Here is a 22314-nt window from a genome sequence, read left to right on the forward strand (position 1 = left end):
TCAACTGAGAATACGCGAATATCAATAAATTTATAAAATAACCAGGAATCTTGCCGCAATGAATATTAATATAAAAAGAACCTATTTAAGTATTGCTATTTCATCTATTATTTACACAGCAAATATTAATGCTGCGCCTTGTGTGGGCTACACCGTCAATGATATTTGCGAACAAACAAAATCTGGTGCAGGTGAATTTCACAGTATTTCTCTCGGAGACGGCGTAACGGCCGGGACAGAAGATCACCATTTCATCTTTAATGGTGAAGGGTATGAGTTATATAAACCTCATGATTATTTCTCTGCCGCGGTAGCCCTGGGTACTATTCGCTATACCGAGGTCAACAACAGCCGTTTTACTATTACTGGCACCCATTATCAAGGTGGCCCAACCTATGAAGGGCGGGCAGAAAATACCACGCTAAACAATAGCTTAATGTGGGTAATGACATCGGCAGACCAAACGCTTGCCAAAGGTAACTCCGCGGTAGTGGTTTCCACACAATTCGCAATGGGTGGGAATATTTATACTGAAACTGCCGAGGATGGCAGTATTGAGTTCGACCCATACATAACGAATAGTCGCTATCAAGATACGTCCTATGAAATGTTGTGGGGAATGAAAAAAGAGTCAAAAAACTGGGATACCAAAGCCACATCATATAACTCGGAATTTGTAGACTCCAGCCGTCAGGTTATCGCAGCCAATGGTCATAGTGTTGATGCAACATTTTACGATAAAGCCTCCCAGCGCATTGATGATACAGGGCTTGCTAGTGCTGCCATATTTAACGGTGCCGCTTACCAAAATATTTATACCGGTGGTTAATCACAAGATACGACCTTATTTGATCAAGCTTATTCTTGGGTGCGAGCCGGAGGAAAATTAACTGGGCTGACGCAAGTCAATAATGCTGCTTCTGTATATCTTGATACTGATGAAATTAACGGAGCTTACGCGCAAAATGTCGTGCTTAATGGTGAAGATACTCATTTAGTCGTGCGATATAATGCTGCGAATAATGCCTTTGCAACCATTGATGATTTAATTTTGAATGGCGGTGAGGTTGCGTTCCAGTCAGGTACTGGCAGTAATTATACCTCATTAAATATTGGGACACTTTCGGGCTCAGGCTCTTTCCTGTTCAACACGTCAATTGCTGAAGGTAAAGGTAACTTTGTTACTATCGCGAATGCCAGCGGTTTGCACAAAGTGATGGTAAATGATTCTGGCACTGAGATAACCGCGCCAGGCGAGACAACATTGGACCTTATTCACGATCTCAGTGGTCATGCTCAATTCACTCTCGCTTCACTCACCGGTGCAAACATCACTGAAATTGATGGTGGTACATATGTCTATGGCCTGAAAAAGTGGGATAACTCGGCACGAGCTGGAGGTAATTTATGGTATTTAGGCAGCACTTTAGATGCGGGTCTTGAACCTGAAGAACCGGCCATCCCTACAGAACCTGAAGAGCCTGCAACACCCGTAGAACCTGAGCCTGAAGAACCTGCAACACCTGCAGAGCCGGAGCCTGAAGAGCCCGCAACACCTGCAGAACCGGAGCCAGAAGAGCCCGCAACACCTGCAGAACCGGAGCCAGAAGAGCCCGCAACACCTGCAGAACCTGAACCTGAGGCACCGGTAACAACTGAACCTGGACCGGCTCCGGTAGAGCCAACACCAGACACAGGATTGAAAACAACGCCATCCACTGATGCTGTATTAAGTATGGCCTCTGCGAACCAGTTTATTTTTGATGGCGAATTGCAAAATCTGCGCTTACGCAAAGGTGATTTAAATAACAGTAAGGGTGATAACGCCAGTGTTTGGGGCCGCTATTTGACCAATAATACTCGCGTCAATGCCACTCATAATGCTGCCTATCGTTTACAGCAAGATGGCTTTGAAATCGGTGCCGATAAAGTATTTGGTTTGTCTTCAGGGCAGTTAGTCTTAGGCGGTTTTACCTCTTATAGCAATAACCGAGTGAAACATGCCCGTGGTGGGAATAGTTCGATTGATAGTTACAGCCTGGGTGCTTATGGCAGTTATTTCGATAACAGCGGCTATTATATTGATACTGTTCTTAAAGCTAACCGCTTTAAAAATTCACTGAATGCCAATATGACTAACGGCGGTTCAGTACAAAGTGATTATAACCAAAGTGCCGTCGGTGGGTCACTTGAGGCGGGTTACCATTACAAACTTTCTGATAATTGGTTTGTAGAACCCTATGCTCGTGCCAGTTATTTCACCGCACAAGCAAAAGATATTGCACTTAGCAATGGCATGAAAGCGAACATTGATCATAACCGCTCAGCAAAAGGCGAATTAGGAACCCAGGTTGGGACGAAATTTGATCTGAAAAATGGCGCGATTATTCGCCCTTACGCTAAAGTCGCGATTGAACGAGAGTTTATTACGTCAAACACCGTGACGATTAACCAATTGAATGATTTTAATAATGATTTTTCTGGTAATACGGCTAAGTATGGGCTGGGTATGGATGTTAACCTGACCAAGCAAACCACGGTTTATGCTGAAGCCAATTATCGTAAGGGCACGTATGTCGAATCACCAATAATGGCGAACATCGGCTTCCGCGTTAATTTCTAAATAAAGTATCTGATAGAGGGCTTCTTGTGGTAACGCAGGAAGCCCATTTTTTATTCTCCAATAAAATCATTGATTAAAAATAAGACATCACGTTATTCTCATTTTGAATTTCATAATAAAAAAGGAATGGAAATGAAAAAGTTACCTCTGGGAATGATGATTTTAGCGTTAATCAGCAGTCAACAAGTGTTGGCAAAAAGCTGGCAAGAAATTAAACAAAGCGGAGAATTACGGATTGGTGTTCCCGGTGACTACGCCCCTTTGGCCTTTCATAATAAACAGGGGGAATTGATTGGTTACGATATTGATATGGCAAAATCCCTGGGGGAAAGTCTGAAGCTTAAAGTCAATTTTGTGCCCAGCAGTTGGCCAACGCTTTCGGAAGATTTAGCGGCAGACAAATTTGATATAGCGATGGGTGGTGTCACAGAAACACCTGGGCGTGCAGCACAATTTGCGTTATCCAGCCCAGTGGTGAAGAACGGCAAAATTGCCTTGGCCAATTGCCAACAATCCCAAAAATTCCCCACACTGGAGGCGATTGATCGCAAGACGGTGAAAGTTATTGTCAATCCTGGTGGCACCAACCAATCTTTTGTCGACGCCAATATCAAGCAAGCCCAAATCATCCGAACCAAAGATAACGTGGCTAATTTGCAGGGTGTCCGAGATCAAAGTGCGGATATTATGTTTACTGACTTAATCGAAGGGGATTATTACCAGAGCAAAGAGCCCGGCGTATTCTGTGTCGCAACACCGGAAATATTACCCGGCACCGGTAGCTACAAAGTGTATATGATGGAGAAAGATAATCAGCCGTTATTGAAAGAAGTAAACCAATGGCTGGCTGGCGAGACAAAATCCATATTAGCGCATCAATGGAATATATCCGAATAGCGACTTCTGATTGCCAGCACCTGTGGCTGGCAATAGCGTATGACGTTGATGACATTGCCATCCATGGCAAGATTCATCACGCTGTTAACCCGCCATCCAACACCAAGGTCTGGCCGGTCATATAGCGGCTATCATTACCTATCATAAAAGCACTGACGCGAGCGACTTCTTGCGCACTCCCCAAACGCCGTAAGGGTATCTGCTTACGCAACCCTTTTAAGGCATCGGCAGGCATGTCGCGTGTCATATCGCTGTCGATCACTCCTGGCAATAAGCAATTAACGCGAATATTAAAGCGGCCCATCTCAAGCGCCAGTGATCGGCCAAGGCCAATCATCGCCGCTTTACTGGCACCATAAGCGCTCTGCCCGATATTGCCTTTTATCGCGGTCACTGAGGACATCAGCAACACGGCACCTTCGCCCTGCATCATCATTGCTGGCAAAACATGCTTATTCCAGTAGAAAACCGCATTCAGATTGGTATCCAGCACATTGCGCCAGTTATCACCATTCTGCTGAATATGTAAGCTGTCACCGGTAATACCGGCATTATGAATTACCGCGCCGGGTGGGCCATACTTTTCTAACAATTGCGGCGCAAGTGCATCAACATCCGCTTCATTGCTGCCGTCGCAACGATAGCCAGTCACCTTACCGGGGAGCCCTTCACAGCTGTCGATAACATCGCGGCTCTGTTGTTCACCATTGCGCCAGGTAAACACCACATTCCACTCTTTGGCCAATTCTTCGACCAAGGCGCGACCAATACCACGGCTGCCGCCGGTAATTAACACCCATTGCTTGCTCATAATATTATTTCTTTTGCTCGGCCAACTTCTGGCAAAGCTCTCCTAAAGTCATGTCCGGGCTTTCCATAAACATTTCAGCATTCAGCGTCGCGCCGAATTCGCGCTTTGCCAGCACCATCAATTCGACATAATCCAGACTGTCGAGTTTTAGCTGATGCAACGGCATTTCAGGTGACAGTGCCGACATCTCTAAGTCTTTGGCGTCACACAACATTTCACATACGGTGTCATAAACGTGTTGATACTTTTCCATGATTTTATCCTTTTTTAATGCGCGGCTAACGGCCACGTTTTCAATGTTACAGCTGTGGTAATTAATGGCCCTAAGTCGGAACGGGCCGCAATAGCCGCGCGCAATACCCAGCCATCATTCGGGTTGCCGACAATCAGTGTCGGCTCAATGGCATAATGCAGTGCGCTGCGGACAAATAGATTCGGATTATTGATGCGCAGTAAATCCGCACTAAAATGCACATCGTGATGAGTCTGGATAACCGGCACATACTTGAAAACATCAATCAAGGTTTCGGCCTCAATCCCCGGTAACACCTGTTTGGCGGTGGCCAATGTTTGCGGCGCAGCAACCAACAGTTTAAACAGCAAGGCATCAAAAAAACCCCAACATTCAGCCGGTTGTGATACATCACCCAGGAATTGCTGGCTTGACTGGAAAACCTCATCCGCAGACAAAGAAGCCCACTGTTCATTGTGAGTTTGTACCAGCGCGGGCGCACTGCGCAGCTTGCCGTTAAAGCAATTCTCACCGCTGCTCATATCAATCAGATTGCCACTCACCTGCCCTGCCGTTTGGCTGACTTGCAGTTGATACGGCATATGGCACCGTACCGGTTGGCGTAAGCGCGCGTTAAAACGCAGAAACTCCGCTGGCGGCAATATCGGTAATAACGCCGTGCTGAGCTGATATTTAATATCCAGCATGGCGCGCATCCCGTGAACCGTCAGTTGTTCCTGGCCCAAATGCTGCGCATGTTGCAGATCAAAATGGATCGGGTTGTAATCACCAGAAAATTCAGCCCAACGTTCCGCATCACTGAGGTTGTAATTGTAGTTAAACGTCGTGTTAACCATCATGCTTAATCCAACCCGATAACCAATGCGGCATTCGCCCCACCAAAGCCAAAGCTTAGGTTTAGGGTATTGCGCAAAGCTTTTGGCCGATGCCCTTCGCTGATGTAATCAAGATCACATTGCGGGTCAGCATTTTTCAGATTACAAGTCGCGGGCATCATCTGATGCGCCAGTGCTTGCAGACAGATAATGGACTCAAAGCTGCCCGCCGCCGCAATCAAATGACCGGAATAGGATTTAGTACTGGACAGTGGCGTAGTATAAGCCGCTGCGCCAAAGGCCTGTTTAATGGATTGGGTTTCATTCAGGTCATTAAGCTGAGTCGAGGTGCCGTGCAAGTTCACGTAATCAATCTCATCGGCGCTCAAACCCGCTTGCTGTAAGGCGTGCTGAATAGTTTTCACCCGTGCAACCCGATCTTCAGCCGGTGCGGTGAAATCAAATGCATCGGAATAGTTACCGTAACCTTTAATTTCGCCGAGAATGTTGGCACCACGAGCAATCGCCGCTTCCCGCTCTTCCAAACATAGCACCGCCGCGCCTTCGGATAATACAAAGCCGTTTCGGTCCAAACTGAATGGGCAACTGGCTTTGCTGGCATCTTCTTGCTCGCGCGCCAATGCGCCTAAAATATCGATATTCCATACTGCCGCATCACTGCGCAGAGATTCACCCGCTCCAGCCAACATCATGGATGCTCGCCCGCTGCGGATAATTTCAAATGCATCGCCAATAGCAATGGTGCCAGTGGCACAGGCAGCAATCGGGGAGTTCTGATAGCCGCGTAATCCCCAGTACAAACTGCATGCGGCTGTGCCGGCATTCGGCATCGATAAGAAACAGCCGAACGGCGTGCCCAGCCCGGTTTCCAGATAGCCTTCATAGTTATCGTGGGTTTCATCCTGCCCAGCCCAACCGCTGCCGATAATAGTGCCGCAATCGAGCAAATCATAATAATCTGCGACAGATTTCTCAGCGAACGCCATCTCCATAGCTTCGCGGGCAGCAGCCAGTGCCAACCGGGCATAACGCGGCAAGCGGCGGCGTATCGCGGCAGGGACTGATTTCAAATTGGGTTCTGCATCCAACAGGCCAAAAAAGCGCGATTTGATACCCTGCTCGGATTTATCGTAATAGCGATAACCCAATTTGTTATCCATAATCGCGGCCCAGCTTTGCTGCGCGGTCATGCCCAGAGGAGTTACCGAGCCGTAACCGGTGACAACAACCCGGCGCTGTTTAACTGTATTCGTCATGATTTAATTCCTTTACTGTCCCTGCTGTTATCAACACCGCCACCTAATGCTAACCACAATTTCATGGTGGCATTCAAATAGTTATATTGAAGTTCGAGCAAACTGGTTTCACTGGTCAGCAGGGCATCCTGCGCATCCAGTAAGGTCTGAAATGAAACGGCACCTGCTTGATATTGGCTGTTCGTCAGGCTGAGCCGACGCTGGCTAAGTTGCAGGTTCTGCCACTGATTCTGTTTTTGCTGCTGATAACTCAGCCGCCCTATCATTGCGTCATCAACATCTTTCAGTGCGCTGTAGACTTTAGTGCGGAAATCGACCGCGGCTAATTTCACGTCCACCTTTGACTGGTCGATGGTGAGCTGCACCGTGTTCCACTGCAAGAAAGGCAGCGCGCTGTTGACACTGAGTGTCCGGCTCGGATTGCTAAACCATTGTGAAAATACCGAGCTACCGGCATCCAATGTGGCGCCCAGCGAAAGTGTCGGGTAGAAATTCAGTTTTGCCACATCAGACCCGGCTAAGGCGGCGCGCAAGCGCCACTCGGCCGCCTGTACATCCGGACGCTGGGCAATAACTTCTAGCGGTAAACTGGCGGCAATCGGCACCTGTTGCTGTAAATCCAATGACTTACGCTCCGCTTGACGATAATTAGGGGCGCGGTTAAACAGCAAAGCCATGGCGTTACGCGCAACTTCGCGCTGCTGTTCGAGATTTTGATACTGATTTTGCCTATCCAGCAAAGCTTGTTGCGCCTGCAACAACTCGATTTCACTGGCATCCCCCGCCGCCAAGCGCGAGCGCACAATCTTGAGGGTGTCTTGCGAGATAGCCAGTGCCGTCTGTTGGTAATCTAACTGCTGATTAAATTTCGCAATCTGCCAATAGAGATCGGCGGTGGTTCCAATCAATAACAGGGCGGTGACCTGTCGATCCTGTTCAGTCGCATTGACCAACCAGGCGGATTGCTCACGGGCGCGGGCCAATTTACCCCATAAATCCAGCTCGTAACTCAAGCCAAACGAGGTGCTATAACTTTCGCGCGGCTCAGTATTCTCATTCAGAGATCGGGTATTGCTGCCCGCGCCGGTCAAAGTGACATTCGGGGTCATATTGGTATTGGTCAGCCCGGCCGTCAAACGCGCTTGCTGTAACTTCAAGCCCGCTGTTGCCAGGTCATTATTACTGACCAACATGCGGCTGATGCTTTCTGATAATTGTGGATCGTCGAAATTCTCCCACCAGTGCACACTGTGATGCAGGTAGCTGCCGCCACTGTCTTTAATCCGCCATTCGTCGGGAATGGACACCATCGGGCGCTGATAGTCGCTTTTCAGTAATGCGCCACAGCCCGCGAGTGCCAAGCTGATCATTAGCACTAAGCTTTTAAATAACATGGCGTTAATCAATCTTTTCATTCTCGTGCCAATGCCTCAGTGGGGTGCAAACGAGCGGCATTGCGCGCCGGGAAAAAGCCAAAACCTAACCCGATAAGTGCAGAGAAACTGCATGCCATCACTAACGGTGGCCAGGTGAAAATCATGGTGAACTCTTGAGTCACCCACGAAAAAACCACCCCTGCCAATGCGGAGCCTATAATGCCAATCAGGCCACCGAGAGTACAAATCACCACTGCCTCAATCAGGAACTGAGTCATGATGTCGCTCGGGCGGGCACCTACCGACAGGCGAATACCGATTTCATGGGTGCGCTCGGTCACCGACACCAACATGATATTCATCACGCCCACACCGCCCACTAGCAGTGAAATCGCAGCAATCGAGGTGATCAGCAACGTCATCGAGTCAGAAGTTTTCTGAATGGCTTTACTCATCTGGTCATTACTCAGGATGAAAAAGTCCCGCTGACCATGGGCCCGGTCCAGCACCTTTTCAATATCGCGCTGCACTTCATTCAGGCTGTAGTTTTCACCAATCTGCACAGCAATAGATTCCAGCGGAATATCACCCGAAATACGTTCAGTCAGAGAGGTATAGGGCATCCAGGCCGCCAATAATCCGCCATAGGACGAACCAGCGCGCTTGGCAACACCAATCACCCGCAATGGAATGCCGTCCAATTGGACAATTTCGCCAATTGGATTTTGCCCGGCAGCAAACAGGGTATCGCGCAGCTCAGGTTGCAAAATGACCACCGGCTCGCGGGCATTAACATGGTGTTGAGTCAGGCTATCGCCGGCGATAATATTCAGCCCGCTCGCCTTGAAAAATCCCTGGCCGACACCAGATAGCATGATAGCCACCTGTTTGTCCCCGTGGATCGCCGTCACCATTTTACTGACCACTGGCGATAGGTTCTCGACATAGGGCTGGCTGCTGAGTAACTCGACATCCGCCACACTGAGGGCGCGCTCGAAATCAGGGCGCGGTTTATCCCAACCGAGTCCTGGCCGAATTTCCATATTACTGATACCCAGCTGGCTGATTTCACTGAGGATTTCCTGACGTGCGCCTTCCCCAACCGCCATGGAAGAAACCACCGAGGAAATACCGATAATGATGCCAAGCATGGATAAAAAGGCACGAATTCGGTGACCAAGTAGTGCCCGCCACGCCATCTTGATAGCTTCTCTCACACTCAGCCACCAATGTGGGCGGCCAGTGGCAACCGGGCTGGGCAATGCGGCGTGGATGGCCGTTGTGCCGATGGCCTCATTATTGCGATCCGCAATAATTTCACCGTCACTAATCTCAATGATACGCTGCGCTTGATTGGCGATATTGCGGTCATGAGTCACGATAATAATGGTGTGACCGGATTGGTGCAGGCCGTGCAAAATGCCCATCAGTTCCTGCCCGCTGGCACTGTCGAGTGCGCCAGTCGGCTCATCGGCCAGAATAATACCGGCACCATTCATCAGCGCACGGGCAATACTCACCCGCTGCTGTTGCCCACCCGACAACTGCGCCGGTTTGTGCAACAAATGCTGGCCCAGCCCCAGACGGCGTAACAAATAAGCGGCACGCTCCTGACGCTCGGCAGTGGTCATCGCGGTATAAAGTGCCGGGATCACCACATTCTCCATTGCCGTCAGATACGGCATCAGATGATAGCGCTGAAAAATAAAACCAATATATTGGCTGCGTAATTGCGCCAATTGTTCACTGCTGGCCTGCCGCGTCGGGATGCTGTGGATTGACATCTCACCCTGCGTCGGTTTATCCAGACAGCCGATGATATTCATCAGCGTCGATTTACCCGAGCCGGAAGCACCAATAATCGCCACCATTTCACCACTGTGAATTGACAGTGAAATATTCTTAAGCACCGCCACCGATTCTGTGCCAGAAGTAAAATGACGATAAATCCCCTTGAGTTGAATCAAAGGGTCATGGGTAGCATCCGCGGTATGAACAGCATTAATGTGCATTGTTAGCTCCCGACGGCGTCCCCATTAACACCACCTGTTCACCCGGCTCCAGCCCCTCTTTCACTTCGGCATATTGGTCATTACGCAAGCCGAGCAACACCCAACGCACCATGGTCTGCGGATCTTTGCTCACCCCGTTTTTACTGCTGCTATTTTTACTTACCAGAACGCGATAGCGCTTATCCGCCTGTTGTTCACCAAGAGCGGCCAGTGGCACCCGAAGCACATTTTTTGCCTGTGCAGTAATAATGAATACTTGCGCAGTCATTGAGGTGCGCAATAGCCGCTCACTGTTGGCGATATTGAATATGCCATTGTAATAAACCGCAGAGGGTTGCTGGTTAGTCTGTGGCACAGCGCTGTCTTCGCGCAAACTGTCGGTAGAAGCCGCTTGGATAGCCCCCATCTGGCTCTCATAGCGGCGCTCGGGATCAGCCACCACATAGAACCATAATGGTTGGCCAACACTGACTTTAAGAATGTCGGTTTCTGAAATACGGGTGTTGACTGTCATGGTATCGACATTCGCCAGCACCAGAATGGTCGGTGCCGTCTGCGAGGAAACAATGGTTTGCCCCTCTTTGGTGACGATGCCCAATACTTCGCCGTCAATCGGCGCCATAATCCGCGTAAAAGCTAAATTAGCCTTTGCCGTTTCCCGCGCGACCTGACTTTGCTCAATCAAAGCTTCATTAACGCGTAATTGCGCCAGCTGGCTCTCGTATTGCGCCTGCGCTTTCTCTAACGCACTTTTCACGCCAGCGTTTTCCGCTACCAATGTTTGCTGACGGCGGAACTCCAACTGATATTGGCGTAACAGGGCTTGCGCCACTTGTTTTTGCGCCAGCGCACTTTGTAATTCGGCTTCTGACTTGCGCAATTCATTCTGCTGCAAGGTTGGGTCAATCTCTGCCAACAGTTGGCCACGGGTCACGCGGTCGCCCTGTTTGACATAAAGTTTGGTTAACTGCCCGTTAACCTGCGCGCCCACATTAACCTGTAATGACGGTTTTAAACTGCCGGTCGCCATGACGTACTTTTCAATATCACCGCGCCCAATGGTTTCGGTGCGCGGCGGGGTATCCTGCTGACTGCCCGATAATGACAGCGCAATCCCGCCGCCGATAATCAGCAGCAACAGTAATGCCAGCGATAAACGCAGTTTCTTGTTCGTCATCTTGATACGCATCAGTTAACCGCCGCAGGTGTCAGGCGACTTGATGTCGCTGGCTGAGTAAAATGCGCCAACTGGCCGTCATCCAAGCGGACAACCTTATCAAACAGCGGCAAGACACTTTCACTGTGGGTCACGGTTATCAATGTTTTCTGATATTCACGACAATGGGCCAACAATGCCTGCATCACCTGCTGGGCAGTATCTTCGTCCAGATTGGCGGTAGGCTCATCCAGCACTAATACCGGGCAATCACTGTACATGGCACGAGCCAGTAACAACCGTTGACGTTGCCCTAAAGAGAGTGCCGCGTGACTTTCGCGCACCAGCGCACTGAGGCCGCCGGGCAACTTATTGATAACTGAAGTTAATTGCAGCCCTTGCAATGAACGTTCGATACGTTGAAGTTTATCGGTGTCCAGATTCCCATCAAACAAAGTGATGTTTTGTAATACCGAGGCATTAAACAGAATGTCTTCCTGACTTTGCAGGAAAAACAACGCATGGGCCTGTTGGAAATCGACCACTTCACCATCGACCAAAACCTGCCCTTCTTGTGGCGGCATCAACCCCGCCATCACTTTCAGCAAGGTGCTTTTCCCGGCACCGGACTCACCGATGATGGCCACACTTTGCCCGCGCGTCAGTGACAACGACAAATCGCGCAATACCGGCTGGCTGGCGTCGTAGGCAAAACGAATGTTCTGATAAACCAGCTTATGCGCAAATGTAGGCGGCGCTGCTGGAATGGCTGAACTCTTCTCCGACGGCGTTGACTGCCCGGCAGGGAACAAGTCACGCGCGCGGATATCAATGACGTGCAACTGGTTCTTTTGCAAAATGGCATAGAAAATCTTGGTGATGTACGAGGTGAAAATCTCGCGCACGAAACTGTAGGCAAAGAATTCGCCCAAGCTCAGAGTCCCCTGCTTCAACAATGGCAAAGCCAACAGCATAAAGAACACCATTTCCAGACTGCCAATCAGCTGATACAGGCTATTTTTCACCTGATCGTAGATTTTCTTCTTCTGTAATGCCGTGAACAATGACAGCGCCAAGCCCGCAAACACCCCTTGGCGTTGGCTGGATAAACCGGCAGATTTGATGGTGGAAAAACCTTGAATGGTTTCCAAAATGAAATCACTTTGCTCGGCACTTTTTACCTGCAACTGCTGGGTGTAATAGCGGTCACGATAGATAGCCCAAATACTGATAAGCCCCATCAACATAACGCCAATAGCAGAAACCATCGCCAACAATGGGCTCATATAGCACATCACCGCCAGCGCGATGGCACCGATTATCCAGTCGGTACGCAGGCCGTTATCCAGCTCGATTTTTTGGGTGGCGGCCATCTGCCAGTTCGAGAACCGGCTGAAAATGTCACCCGGTGCTCGCTTATCAAAGAAGTTAAGCGAGTGACTCAGTAAGCGGGAGAAACCGGCGACACTGTTAAGCACCACAAAGTGTTTGATATAACGCTCGGTGATGTATCGCACGCAAAAAGCGAGTGAAGTGGACACCACAAAAGCCAGGAGGAAATAGAAATAAGGGAAATCTTTATCGCCCGCAGAAGAAAACACGTCATTAATAGCGCTGCTGACCATGGTCGGCATAATAAACAGTGTCAGGGAGATCAAAAATGCCAGCGTCATCAGCCAGTAAATACCCCGAACACTGGCGGTTTCTTTCAAACTCATGCAATCAAGCGCACTGAGCCGCTTGCTGTGTTCGATCTTCTTCGCCGCTTCAGGATCCGCGGGTGTTTCTGGATCAAGCACCAATGCGTAGCCGCTAATTTCTGCTTTTAATGCATCCATCGGCAATAACTGCTGCCCAATAGCCGGGTTCATGACACAGACATAATTGCCTTTACGGTAGGCAAGCAAGACATAATGGTTTGCGCCATAGTGCAAAATGGCTGGCAGCGGTAAAGCCGACAACTCCTGATGCTCAAACACCACCGGATAAGCCGGTATTGCCAATTCCGACAAAATAGTACACAGCGTGGCCAGTGACGTGCCGTGCGCAGAGGCAGGATAGCGTTCCCGTAAGCTTTCCAGCGGTGCGTTGATGCCTTGCGTCTGTGCCAGCATCGCAATACAGGCCAAACCACACTCATTGGTTTCGCTTTGAAAAACTAACGTTGGGATTATCTTTTCCATTTTCTACTATTCTTCGTAAGTGACATTATTCATTAATAAAAAATAATGAATGTGAGTGCCATAACAGCCAATCTTGCGGATGCTGCGTCATTGATGTTTCAATCAATTCAGGTAATTTACTTTTCACTTCCCGAGCACTAAGCGCAGGATAAATATGAATTTTTATTTCTTTGTCGTAATACAGATAATAAAAAACCACCTGCGCTGACAGTGCTCTGGCAAGGCGAATAATGCCGCTGTGCAAATTAGCGGGGCGGTTAAATAGCTGGCAGGGCATTTTTGCCGTTTCTGCTGGCTGGTTATTAACGGTGTAATCCGGCGTAATATCCGGAAAAATCATAATATTCCGCTTATGCTCGGCAGCTTCCATGATGGCGTCCATCAAGTTACCGGCGATTGCACGGCTGTCTGCATGGATAGAACAATAGGAAATATTCACTCCACCCATTTGCCGCGCCTGCTCTTGATAAGCCTCGGCACTGGCTGAAACCACCACGGTGGCCTGCCCCGGATAAGCCGCCGCGCCCACCATGCCCGCGAGCACATCAGAAACCATGTGCAACGGCGCGAGAATAACCGGCGAACCGGCCTCATGTAGCGCTCTCACCTGGCTGTCTAACTGCTGAGTACAGGCGGCTAATTGGGCTAAAATTCGCCGATTTTGACCATAAGTTGCGGCCAACTCCAATACCTGACGGCGCTGTGCCGTGCGAATAAAACTCTGCGCCGATGGGCGATTTTGGCTTTCCAACAGACACTGACTGTTGGCTGCTGCCACCCGCGCCAGATTCTTCTGATGCCGTGAAACCAAGCCTAAAGCCCGGCGCAAAGCGCCGAGCATCAGTAAGAAACGATAATCACCGTGCCGCAACAACCAGACCGCCACTTTGGCCTGCCAGCGGGCAAAGAACCGCCCACTAAAAGCCAGCTTATCGAGCTGGTTTCTCCAGGCGAAATAGCTCCATACGGCTAACAGTCTCATTATTTCTCCAGCGCCTTATCGTGCTCGAGTAATGACAAGAGATGATCTGAGAACGCTGGGAATTGACGATCCTGTAGCGCTAGCCATTTTTTACCGACAATAAAGCTCGGAGTGGCGTCAACTTTGTAATGCGCGGTCACCGCCGTCATATAGGCTAGCAACTCTTTCACTTCAGCTGACTGGCTCACTTGCTGATATTTGGCAACATCAATGCCATTGGCTTTTAGCCAGGTTTCGAGTTGGCTGTTATCACTCAGGTCGATGTTGTCTTCGAGCACCGCTTTGTAAGCGCTTTGGCGATGCTGCGGTTCAATACCCATGACGGATAAAGTCGCGAAAATAGGTGCAAAACGCCCCAAGCCGGTGGTCTTATCACTGCTGATATGCAGGCGAACAAAACGCGTCCCTTCTGGCATGCGGTTTTCTAATTGGGTCACATTCTCTTCATTGATGGCGCAGTAATGGCAGCCATAAGAGAAGATCTCGATAATCGTTTTATCGTCTTTGATTGGGCTGTTTTCAACTTCACTGCTGCTGACAGCGAATAGGGTTTCCTGTTCATCCTGATTAAGAACGAAATAGTGGAAATAGGCCGTTGTTATCAATGAAGAAATAAGGATAACTAACAGTGTATAGCCTATAAAAAATCCCTTACTCCTAAACATATTTTTTTCAGTAGACATAGATTCAGTTCTATTCACAATCAGAGTTCAGGTAAGACATAAACAGAATCAAATAACATTTATGCCCACGAAATAATCTTTCTAACATTCAATTAATGCGAAAATTCTTGAATTTAAGCATCGATGACACATTTGAAGAAATAAATCAGGCAAGTACAGAAATCCCTCCCGCACTTGCCTGGGATACTATTAAATATCGATAATAATTAAAGAATACTTAATTTATATCTTATTTGCAGTTAGCAATGTTGCTAGCTGTAGCTGTACGGCTAGTCACTTTACCGTGTTTGTCAGTACAAGTAGTAACAGCCTGGCAAGTCAAAGTAGTACTACCTGACAACCACTCGTAAGTATCTTTACAAGTTACACCAGTACCGCCAACGATTGTATTTGCTTCAGCCATGTTCATTTTTTTCATGAGAAAAATCCTTAAAGGAAAATAAAAATTTATAGCCTATTATTTAATAGCCCATTGAAGTATGCGTTTTAATCTTAAGTTTTATTGCTAACAACCCATTAATTTAACGCAGTGAATTTATACTATATTACCGTAATACATTACAACCGAAATATAACATTTATTTAATTTTAAATCATATATAAATAAATGCCACGGGAACCCGCTGCCATAATAAAACAACAGTAAAGTCACCCAAGTTATGAATATAAAAATAGCGATTTTAAAGCGCTATTTTATATTCATAATAATCATGTACTCAGCCAATGAGTACATGTAATTTTGTATTTAGAGGTAGGACATAATAACCACTCCACTACCACTAAAGGTACCCGCATCAGGTAATCCCACCGAATGAAGCGTTGATTCAATCGGGAAAGGTGTCTGCCCAGCAGTTGCGTTTATCGTGACACCATTGTATAGATCTTGCCCTGACATTTTTAATGTTGAAGTCAGCTTGCCGTTTTGTCCAAGATTGATACTTCTGGAACCCACCAAAGTTAATTTCAGGGATGTATTGACTGTACATTTGATATTTAATGGCTCACTTTTTATTGCACCATCAACATTTTGCTGATTAAGTGAACCATAATTGATATAGACATCACCGGTAATTTCACAGGTTTCTGGGGTCGGTGGAACCGCGCCACAATAAGAGCCAGGAATGACTCTACCACTGGTATTACCATCATTCGAACCTTGCCAATACATCACACCAAAGCAACTGCCAGCCGCACGCAATGGGTCAGTTGTCACGGTACCCCAACTCCCCGACACCCCATTTTTAGCCACAAAGGCCGCTCTCATCACCTCGGCCGTCGCGCCCTGAGAAACAACAACTCGCGTCAAGGCATTGGATGGGTTACCACATATTTCAGCACCGGGCGCCGTCGAGTAGTGACATATCGCCACAGAACAAGATGCAGCAGTACAAAGTGTCCCCTGCATTTCTTCGCTCGGCCAAGAGTATGTCCCTTGGTATTGTTGCCCTACCCGCGTTTGAGTCGACACCCAGGCACTGGCCTGGCTATAAAGTGGAAATAAAAACAGCACGCAAGCAATTAGCCAGAAATATTGACTACTTAAGCGTATATTAGGCTGTGTCATTCGTTTAAGTTCCATTGTCTCTATCCGCATATCGGCATTTAAGCTGTTGATAATAAATTTCAGCATTGAAATATTCTTATTGAAATAAAATTAGTGGGGGAACCCATTAATAATATTGCAGATTAAATGTTGCGACTGCACTGAACTCACCGCGTTTAATCGTGCGTTGAGCTATTGCATCTGGCTCACCCTGGACATAAGCTTTCAAGGTAATAATGTTATTACCTGTATCAAGTGCAATATCATCACTCGACGTATTCAGGGGCAAAGCTTTCCCAGCCAATGTTTCAAGGCCGATACCTATGCCGACATCATTACCATCGACGGACAATAATCCGGGTAATTTAAGGTTATCATTACCTGTAAACTTAATATTGGCCGTGGTACCGAGGCTAATGTCGCAATCAACCAGATGTATTTGAAATTGCTTACCTAAGGTGCGTTGATTCGAATATAGATATTTGTCAACTACTGTACCGAAATTCAAACTAATAGCTTCATCACCAGGGCGAATCGTGCAAGGCTCGGCAACTAGTGCACCATGAAAACGCATATTATCAGCAGCCGATGCGGGTATAGCCCAAAAAATATTCAGAATCAAAATACTTAAAATAGTTCGCCCACGGCGCATCAGCAGATTTAAATTAGTCATCATTTGATCCTATTGATAATCCACTAATAATGTAGCGGTGGCCTCAAAACTGCCTTCACTTAATGTTGCGCCCGTGGCCTTAATAGGAACGGCTTTCAGCACCGGCGGGTTATTTTTGTCATAAGCAACACGGGTATTCAGCGGAAAAGAAACGCCATTTTTCAGTATACGGATACCCAAATCCCTAACATCAGTTTGTATCGCTGCGGGATCAAATGTAGCAACAGATGCACTTACGATCGTTAGACCCAATTCCAAACTACTACTGACCGTTTCACAGGTTATGCTGTAAGGCACTGTTTGGGTGTAATTGATGCCATCAATCTTATTTACGCCCAGATTTTCCCCGAAAGGCACATCTATAATTTTCCCCCCATTAATCACACAAGGGGCGGGATTAATTAATGTTCCCGTGAATAGCATGTCTTCCGCATACGCCAGTGGGCTACTCAATGTCAGTACAGCCGCTATGGAACAGCCCGATATCAGTGATCTATTTTTCATTACTGATACTCCACAACCATCGTCGCTGTGCCGTAAAAAGCTCCCGCATTCAACGTCGAACCTACTTTTTTGACCGGTACAGCCTTCAATACAGGAATCGTCGGATAAGAAAAGGTGAACGCAGTATTCAGTGCTAATGCTTGATCATTGCGTACCAGTTTAATCCCGAGATCTGAATTATTCGTTTTTAAGACATTGCCATCAAAACCGGCACCATTACCTTTGATAGTCATTTTCAGCGCATTGGATATGGCCCCAGTGCAGCTCAACGTATAAGTCACCGGCTGTATATACTGAGCCCCATCAACACGCGAAGTCATGACCTCGTTGCCAAAATCAACAGTGATGGTGCCAGTATTGTTAATCACGCAAGGCGGCGGGTTAATTAATGTCCCCGAGAACAGCATGTTGTCCGCATAAGCCCACGAACTACCAAGAGCCAGAACCACTGCAACGGAACAGCGCGAAATAAATGAATTCATTTTCATTATTGATACTCCACAACCAGGGTTGCTGTGCCGGAAAAGTATCCCGTGCTCAACGTTGCATTTGTTTGTTTGATCGGTACCGCCTGCAATACAGGAATATTCGGATAGGTAAAGTTGGATGCAGTATTCAGTGCAAACGGCTGCCCATCACGTATCAATTTTATCCCCAAAGCTGAATTGCTTGTTTTCAAGAGACTGGTATCAAAAGTCGCACCATTCCCCTTAATACTTATTTTCAGCGCATTAGCTGCTGCCGCAGTACAGTTCAACGTATAGCTCACTGGCTGTATGTAGTTGACACCATCAACATTTGATGTCAGAACCGTATCGCCGAAATTGACGTTAATCGTGTTGTTGCTGTTAATCTCACAAGGCGGTGCGGCGAAAATAGTGACCGAAACATTGACTGTCGCAGTCTTATTTAGCGCCCATGCAGAGCTACTTAACAATAATGTCATCACTGCGGTTGCCGTCCCTGCAATGGCTGTCATCTTAATGATGGACATCATGGCCATCGGAGTCAGCCGGGTAACTATTCCCCTAAAAACAACAGTCATCCCATATTCCTTATTCATTGTTCAGCCTGACATCCGCCCTGTCTTCTTATGCAGCGCCCAGAAATACGCCGTTACTTGATGCTTTCAACCACAGAACACGTGCTACCCGTGCAACCAAATACCAATTTTGGCCGACCACCAAAATCATTGACATAAGTCAACACCGGTTTGCTACCCAATGCGGCAGCGCTGACATCCAACATACCCTGCGCTTTTGGCGCAATCATGAGTGGCTTGAAGCCCGCTGCTGTTTTCCCGTTTTTGCTCTCACTGGCATCGACCAGCGTGATGTAATACGGGGTCGGGTTATTAACCTGATAACGATCGCCCTGACGAGTCAGTTGTAACTTTTCCTGCCAAGGTGTCGACATATCCGCCTTTTGGGGCACGATGCCCACTGGGCGGTAGAAAAGTTTGATGCGCGTTTGCAAAGCAATTTGCAAAGTATTGGGCTTGTCCGAGCGCGGTGGAATTTCGCGCAAGTTAAAATAGAACAAGGTTTCCCGGTCTTGCGCCAACTGGTTCACTGCCGGCAAGGTTTGTACTTTTAACTGGCTCATCGCACCGGGTTCTACCCGCTGAACCGGTGGAACCACCGTCAACGGTGAATTGATCTTGTTACCCTGCTCATCTTCAATCCAACCCTGCGCCAGATAAGGCAATTCCTTATTCTGGTTGCTGATATTCAAGCTGATGGACTTATCGCCGCCATTAAGAATGGCCCGGGTTCTATCCAGTGCAATCGCTGCTGTTGCTTGCTGAGCCATAAGTGCCGTCACCAGAATCGTGGTGATACGCAGTTTGTTATTCAATTTCATTACTTTTTCCTTCGAATTAGTTTTGTCAGAACCTGGTGGCACCGAACGTTTTCTCTTACCGGAACCCGCGGTTATCCGCAGGTCCGTTACCAAAGCTTTCTACTCTGATGCCGGGAGCTTATTTCCCGCCGCTATCGGCTGGCAAGGCAGCAGTAGATTCGCCAGTATTGCCGGAGAAAGTGCCTTCGGTAAGGTGATGCTACATTGCGCCTTCCCATTCCAGTTTACTGACATAGTTTCACCGGCTTTTATCCCACTGAGATAAGTGGAACCGTCGTCGTTAACAATGCCGGTCTCTTGCTGATTTTCATTTAATACGGTGGCCCCAAATGGCGGTGATGTACCATCTGCCATGCGTATCATGGCCATCGCTTTTTCGCCGGAAATCACATTAAAGCGGCGATAACCAATAGCGCCTTCAGTCAGTGTGACTTGTGCTACGGTTCCTCTGGCCTCAACATCATCCGCCAGGTTATCAATATCTATACTGGCCCGGTTGCGGTAATAACTGTTCACATCACCGACCACAGCTTTACCAAACCGGTTGGTGCGTATTGATGAGCCATACCCTTGCACCGGAACACCGGATACCCCTTGGGTATCAAGTAACAATCGGGTTCCACCAAGAGTATTCACCCGATGTAAAGCCCCACCTTCAGCCGTAATAGTGGCCCCGCCCTGAATACCTAAACCGACGGAAGAATATTGGCCTTCCTGATAACTGGCGTTGGCGTTAATATCCGCGCTACTACCAATGTGGTTGTAGTTACCGCTGACCAACGCGCCGCTACGGGCTACGCCAGTATTGATCTGGTAGTTGTTATGAGCATCTATGCGATCGGAATACCCCACTCGCTGACTGTTTTCACGGCCATTGACTGACGCGCTATAACTGATTGTTGCACTGTTGCCAATCGGCATAGACAAGGACAGATACACCCCATCATCATTGCTTTCGTTATAACGGTTGCGGAAAGCCGAGAATGTCATACTGACGTTTTTCACTTTGCCAATATCGAAATAGCGCGAGAGTGACAGGTTATAGCGGTCATTCGCCGAGCGATCCCAATATGTTTGATGGCTATAGTTCAAATACGCGCTCAGCCCCAGATCCTGAAATTGCTGGTTGAAGCTGATGGTGTACATCTCTTTATTGCCACCCACACTATTACCGCGATAACGTGTGTCGAGATATTCCGTCATGGTCATAAAGTTACGTTCAGAGAAGCGATAGCCAGCAAACGTCACCTGACTGCCTGTCTCCTGAAAGTTTTTCGAATAGTTGACGCGATAAGAGCCACCACTCAAAGTGCCTTTCTCGGGTAAAGTGGCCCATGATTGGGTCATATCAACCGACACTGCACCAAATTCCATCAAATCACGGCCAATCCCCATGGATGCCGCTTGATATTCGTTTTCACCACTGATCCCACCACCAAACAATGACCAGCCGCTATTGATCCCCCAAGAGAATTCCCCGGAACCAAATACCGGCCCTTCAGACTGATGCCCGATACTCGAAGGCTTACCTGCGGCCACCCGGTAGCGCACCATTCCAGGGCGGGTCAGGTAAGGAATACTGGCGGTATTCACCTGAAATTGTTGAACTTGCCCATCAAGCTCTTCTACTCGTACATCCAGCGTCCCAGAAACAAAACTGTTCAAGTTCTGGATGCGGAAAGGACCGGCAGCGACCAGTGTTTCACTCAACACTCGCCCTTGCTGACTCACAATAACCCGCGCATTGGTTCGGGCCACACCCGTAATCTCAGGTGCATAGCCACGCAAATTCGGCGGTAACATATTGTCATCTGTCGCCAGGCTAGCACCGCTGAAGCGGAAGCTATCAAAGATGGCAGAGTTCAAAAAGTCTTCACCCAATGTCAACTTAGCGCCCAAACTCGGAATAGCGCGATAGGCGTAATAACGGCTCCAATCCCATTTGCGATTAGACTCGGCATCAGAATTCTGATCGACACGCGACTGCCAATCTGCACGCAGACGCCAGGCACCTAAGTTAGCGCCGGTGGTTCCGTTACCGCTCAATGTGTTATTGCTGGTATTGCTCTTTTGCTGGCGGTTCAACTGCCCTAACAGGTTGTAGTCAAACAGCACACCGGGAAGACCGTCTTCCCAACGAGACGGAGGATCCCAGTCAGGTTCGCTATATTCCAGCCAGGCTTGCGGCACACTCAGGTGCAACGAGGAAGTGGCTAAATCGCCTTCCACGGTCAAGCCGGGTAAGCTGCTGATATCGAGACATTCACCACCACGCGACCACGCCAACTTTTTAAAGCTATCTTCTTTTAATGCCAGTAACTCAATTAACTGGGGTGATAAACACGCTTCACTTTTTTTAGGGTCTGTTTCAGAGGCGTAGAATATAATTGGCTGCTCACTGAGTTCCTGTTTATTCATACTAACCAATAAGTTATAACTCCCTGGCATGATATAACCGCGTTGGGAGAACTGACTTAGGTCAAAATTAGCGCGATCCTTGGTATCCAGCACATCTGTATTAAACTGAATATCATCACTAGCAAACACACCATACGCATTGCCACTTAATGCAACAGCGATCAGAATTCGCAATAAATCACGACAGGCAATACCAGAGGTAATGGAACGAGCGGATACCATGAGATATGTCACCTTACTCATTG

20 protein-coding genes and 1 pseudogene are annotated in these 22314 nt (G+C 48.0%); 3 read left to right on the forward strand and 18 right to left on the reverse strand.

The genetic code is table 11. From position 1 onward, the window contains the following. Positions 1-58: 58 nt before the first annotated feature. The 3 genes and pseudogenes from DX162_RS01890 to DX162_RS01900 all read left to right on the forward strand — a co-directional run. Positions 59-752, forward strand: a pseudogene (locus tag DX162_RS01890) (autotransporter outer membrane beta-barrel domain-containing protein); the annotation flags it as partial. 248 nt (positions 753-1000) lie between these two features. Then, a complete protein-coding gene (locus DX162_RS22505; RefSeq protein ID WP_227744210.1) occupies positions 1001-2623 on the forward strand; it encodes an autotransporter outer membrane beta-barrel domain-containing protein in 1623 nt (540 codons plus the stop codon). A 132-nt stretch (positions 2624-2755) separates the two neighbouring features. Further along, positions 2756-3520 carry a transporter substrate-binding domain-containing protein gene (locus DX162_RS01900; protein ID WP_032819204.1) on the forward strand — a complete coding sequence of 255 codons (765 nt, stop codon included), beginning with the start codon at positions 2756-2758 and terminating at the stop codon, positions 3518-3520. Between the two features lie 76 nt (positions 3521-3596). Here the strand turns inward: DX162_RS01900 and DX162_RS01905 are convergent, their stop codons facing one another. The 18 genes from DX162_RS01905 to DX162_RS01990 form a co-directional block, all read right to left on the reverse strand. Further along, positions 3597-4331 carry an SDR family NAD(P)-dependent oxidoreductase gene (locus DX162_RS01905; RefSeq protein ID WP_004389135.1) on the reverse strand — a complete coding sequence of 245 codons (735 nt, stop codon included), beginning with the start codon at positions 4329-4331 and terminating at the stop codon, positions 3597-3599. A 4-nt stretch (positions 4332-4335) separates the two neighbouring features. Next, on the reverse strand, positions 4336-4584 hold the full coding sequence (locus DX162_RS01910) for an acyl carrier protein (RefSeq protein WP_004389134.1): 249 nt from the start codon (positions 4582-4584) through the stop codon (positions 4336-4338). Between the two features lie 14 nt (positions 4585-4598). Next, entirely contained in the window at positions 4599-5423 is an 825-nt protein-coding gene (locus tag DX162_RS01915; RefSeq protein ID WP_004389133.1) for a MaoC family dehydratase, read from the reverse strand. Between the two features lie 2 nt (positions 5424-5425). Next, positions 5426-6676 (reverse strand): beta-ketoacyl-[acyl-carrier-protein] synthase family protein, encoded by a 1251-nt coding sequence (locus DX162_RS01920; RefSeq protein ID WP_032819202.1) that lies wholly within the window; start codon positions 6674-6676, stop codon positions 5426-5428. Further along, positions 6673-8091, reverse strand: a complete 1419-nt coding sequence (locus tag DX162_RS01925; protein ID WP_227744190.1) for an efflux transporter outer membrane subunit — start codon at positions 8089-8091, stop codon at positions 6673-6675. The genes DX162_RS01920 and DX162_RS01925 overlap by 4 nt, the downstream gene beginning before the upstream one ends. Beyond that, the gene (locus DX162_RS01930; RefSeq protein ID WP_032819201.1) at positions 8088-10064 is read right to left on the reverse strand and encodes a MacB family efflux pump subunit; all 1977 of its coding nucleotides are present in this window, start codon (positions 10062-10064) and stop codon (positions 8088-8090) included. Before DX162_RS01930 ends, DX162_RS01925 begins: the two co-directional genes overlap by 4 nt. Continuing rightward, positions 10054-11253 carry an efflux RND transporter periplasmic adaptor subunit gene (locus DX162_RS01935; protein WP_032819199.1) on the reverse strand — a complete coding sequence of 400 codons (1200 nt, stop codon included), beginning with the start codon at positions 11251-11253 and terminating at the stop codon, positions 10054-10056. Before DX162_RS01935 ends, DX162_RS01930 begins: the two co-directional genes overlap by 11 nt. Further along, positions 11253-13403 carry a peptidase domain-containing ABC transporter gene (locus tag DX162_RS01940; RefSeq protein WP_004389129.1) on the reverse strand — a complete coding sequence of 717 codons (2151 nt, stop codon included), beginning with the start codon at positions 13401-13403 and terminating at the stop codon, positions 11253-11255. The genes DX162_RS01935 and DX162_RS01940 overlap by 1 nt, the downstream gene beginning before the upstream one ends. Positions 13404-13428: 25 nt before the next feature. Beyond that, positions 13429-14385 carry a lysophospholipid acyltransferase family protein gene (locus DX162_RS01945; RefSeq protein ID WP_004389128.1) on the reverse strand — a complete coding sequence of 319 codons (957 nt, stop codon included), beginning with the start codon at positions 14383-14385 and terminating at the stop codon, positions 13429-13431. After that, positions 14385-15068 carry a DsbA family protein gene (locus DX162_RS01950; protein WP_227744191.1) on the reverse strand — a complete coding sequence of 228 codons (684 nt, stop codon included), beginning with the start codon at positions 15066-15068 and terminating at the stop codon, positions 14385-14387. The genes DX162_RS01945 and DX162_RS01950 overlap by 1 nt, the downstream gene beginning before the upstream one ends. 229 nt (positions 15069-15297) lie before the next feature. After that, complete coding sequence (locus tag DX162_RS01955) at positions 15298-15486, reverse strand: DUF4762 family protein (RefSeq protein WP_032819197.1); 189 nt, start codon at positions 15484-15486, stop codon at positions 15298-15300. Between the two features lie 327 nt (positions 15487-15813). Next, positions 15814-16647: an MrpH family fimbial adhesin gene (locus DX162_RS01960; RefSeq protein ID WP_050413787.1), complete on the reverse strand. Its 834-nt coding sequence runs from the start codon at positions 16645-16647 to the stop codon at positions 15814-15816. Between the two features lie 91 nt (positions 16648-16738). Then, positions 16739-17284 carry a fimbrial protein gene (locus DX162_RS01965; RefSeq protein WP_032819196.1) on the reverse strand — a complete coding sequence of 182 codons (546 nt, stop codon included), beginning with the start codon at positions 17282-17284 and terminating at the stop codon, positions 16739-16741. 9 nt (positions 17285-17293) lie between these two features. Then, positions 17294-17788, reverse strand: coding sequence for a fimbrial protein (locus tag DX162_RS01970; protein WP_004389125.1), 495 nt, complete (start codon positions 17786-17788; stop codon positions 17294-17296). Then, positions 17788-18276, reverse strand: coding sequence for a fimbrial protein (locus tag DX162_RS01975; protein WP_050413786.1), 489 nt, complete (start codon positions 18274-18276; stop codon positions 17788-17790). The genes DX162_RS01970 and DX162_RS01975 overlap by 1 nt, the downstream gene beginning before the upstream one ends. Next, entirely contained in the window at positions 18276-18833 is a 558-nt protein-coding gene (locus DX162_RS01980) for a fimbrial protein (RefSeq protein ID WP_032819195.1), read from the reverse strand. Before DX162_RS01980 ends, DX162_RS01975 begins: the two co-directional genes overlap by 1 nt. Before the next feature lie 71 nt (positions 18834-18904). Further along, positions 18905-19651 (reverse strand): fimbria/pilus periplasmic chaperone, encoded by a 747-nt coding sequence (locus tag DX162_RS01985; protein WP_004389123.1) that lies wholly within the window; start codon positions 19649-19651, stop codon positions 18905-18907. Between the two features lie 99 nt (positions 19652-19750). Then, entirely contained in the window at positions 19751-22291 is a 2541-nt protein-coding gene (locus DX162_RS01990; RefSeq protein ID WP_004389122.1) for an outer membrane usher protein, read from the reverse strand. Positions 22292-22314 lie beyond the last annotated feature (23 nt).

Source organism: Yersinia kristensenii, from assembly GCF_900460525.1.
Taxonomy (GTDB): domain Bacteria; phylum Pseudomonadota; class Gammaproteobacteria; order Enterobacterales; family Enterobacteriaceae; genus Yersinia; species Yersinia kristensenii.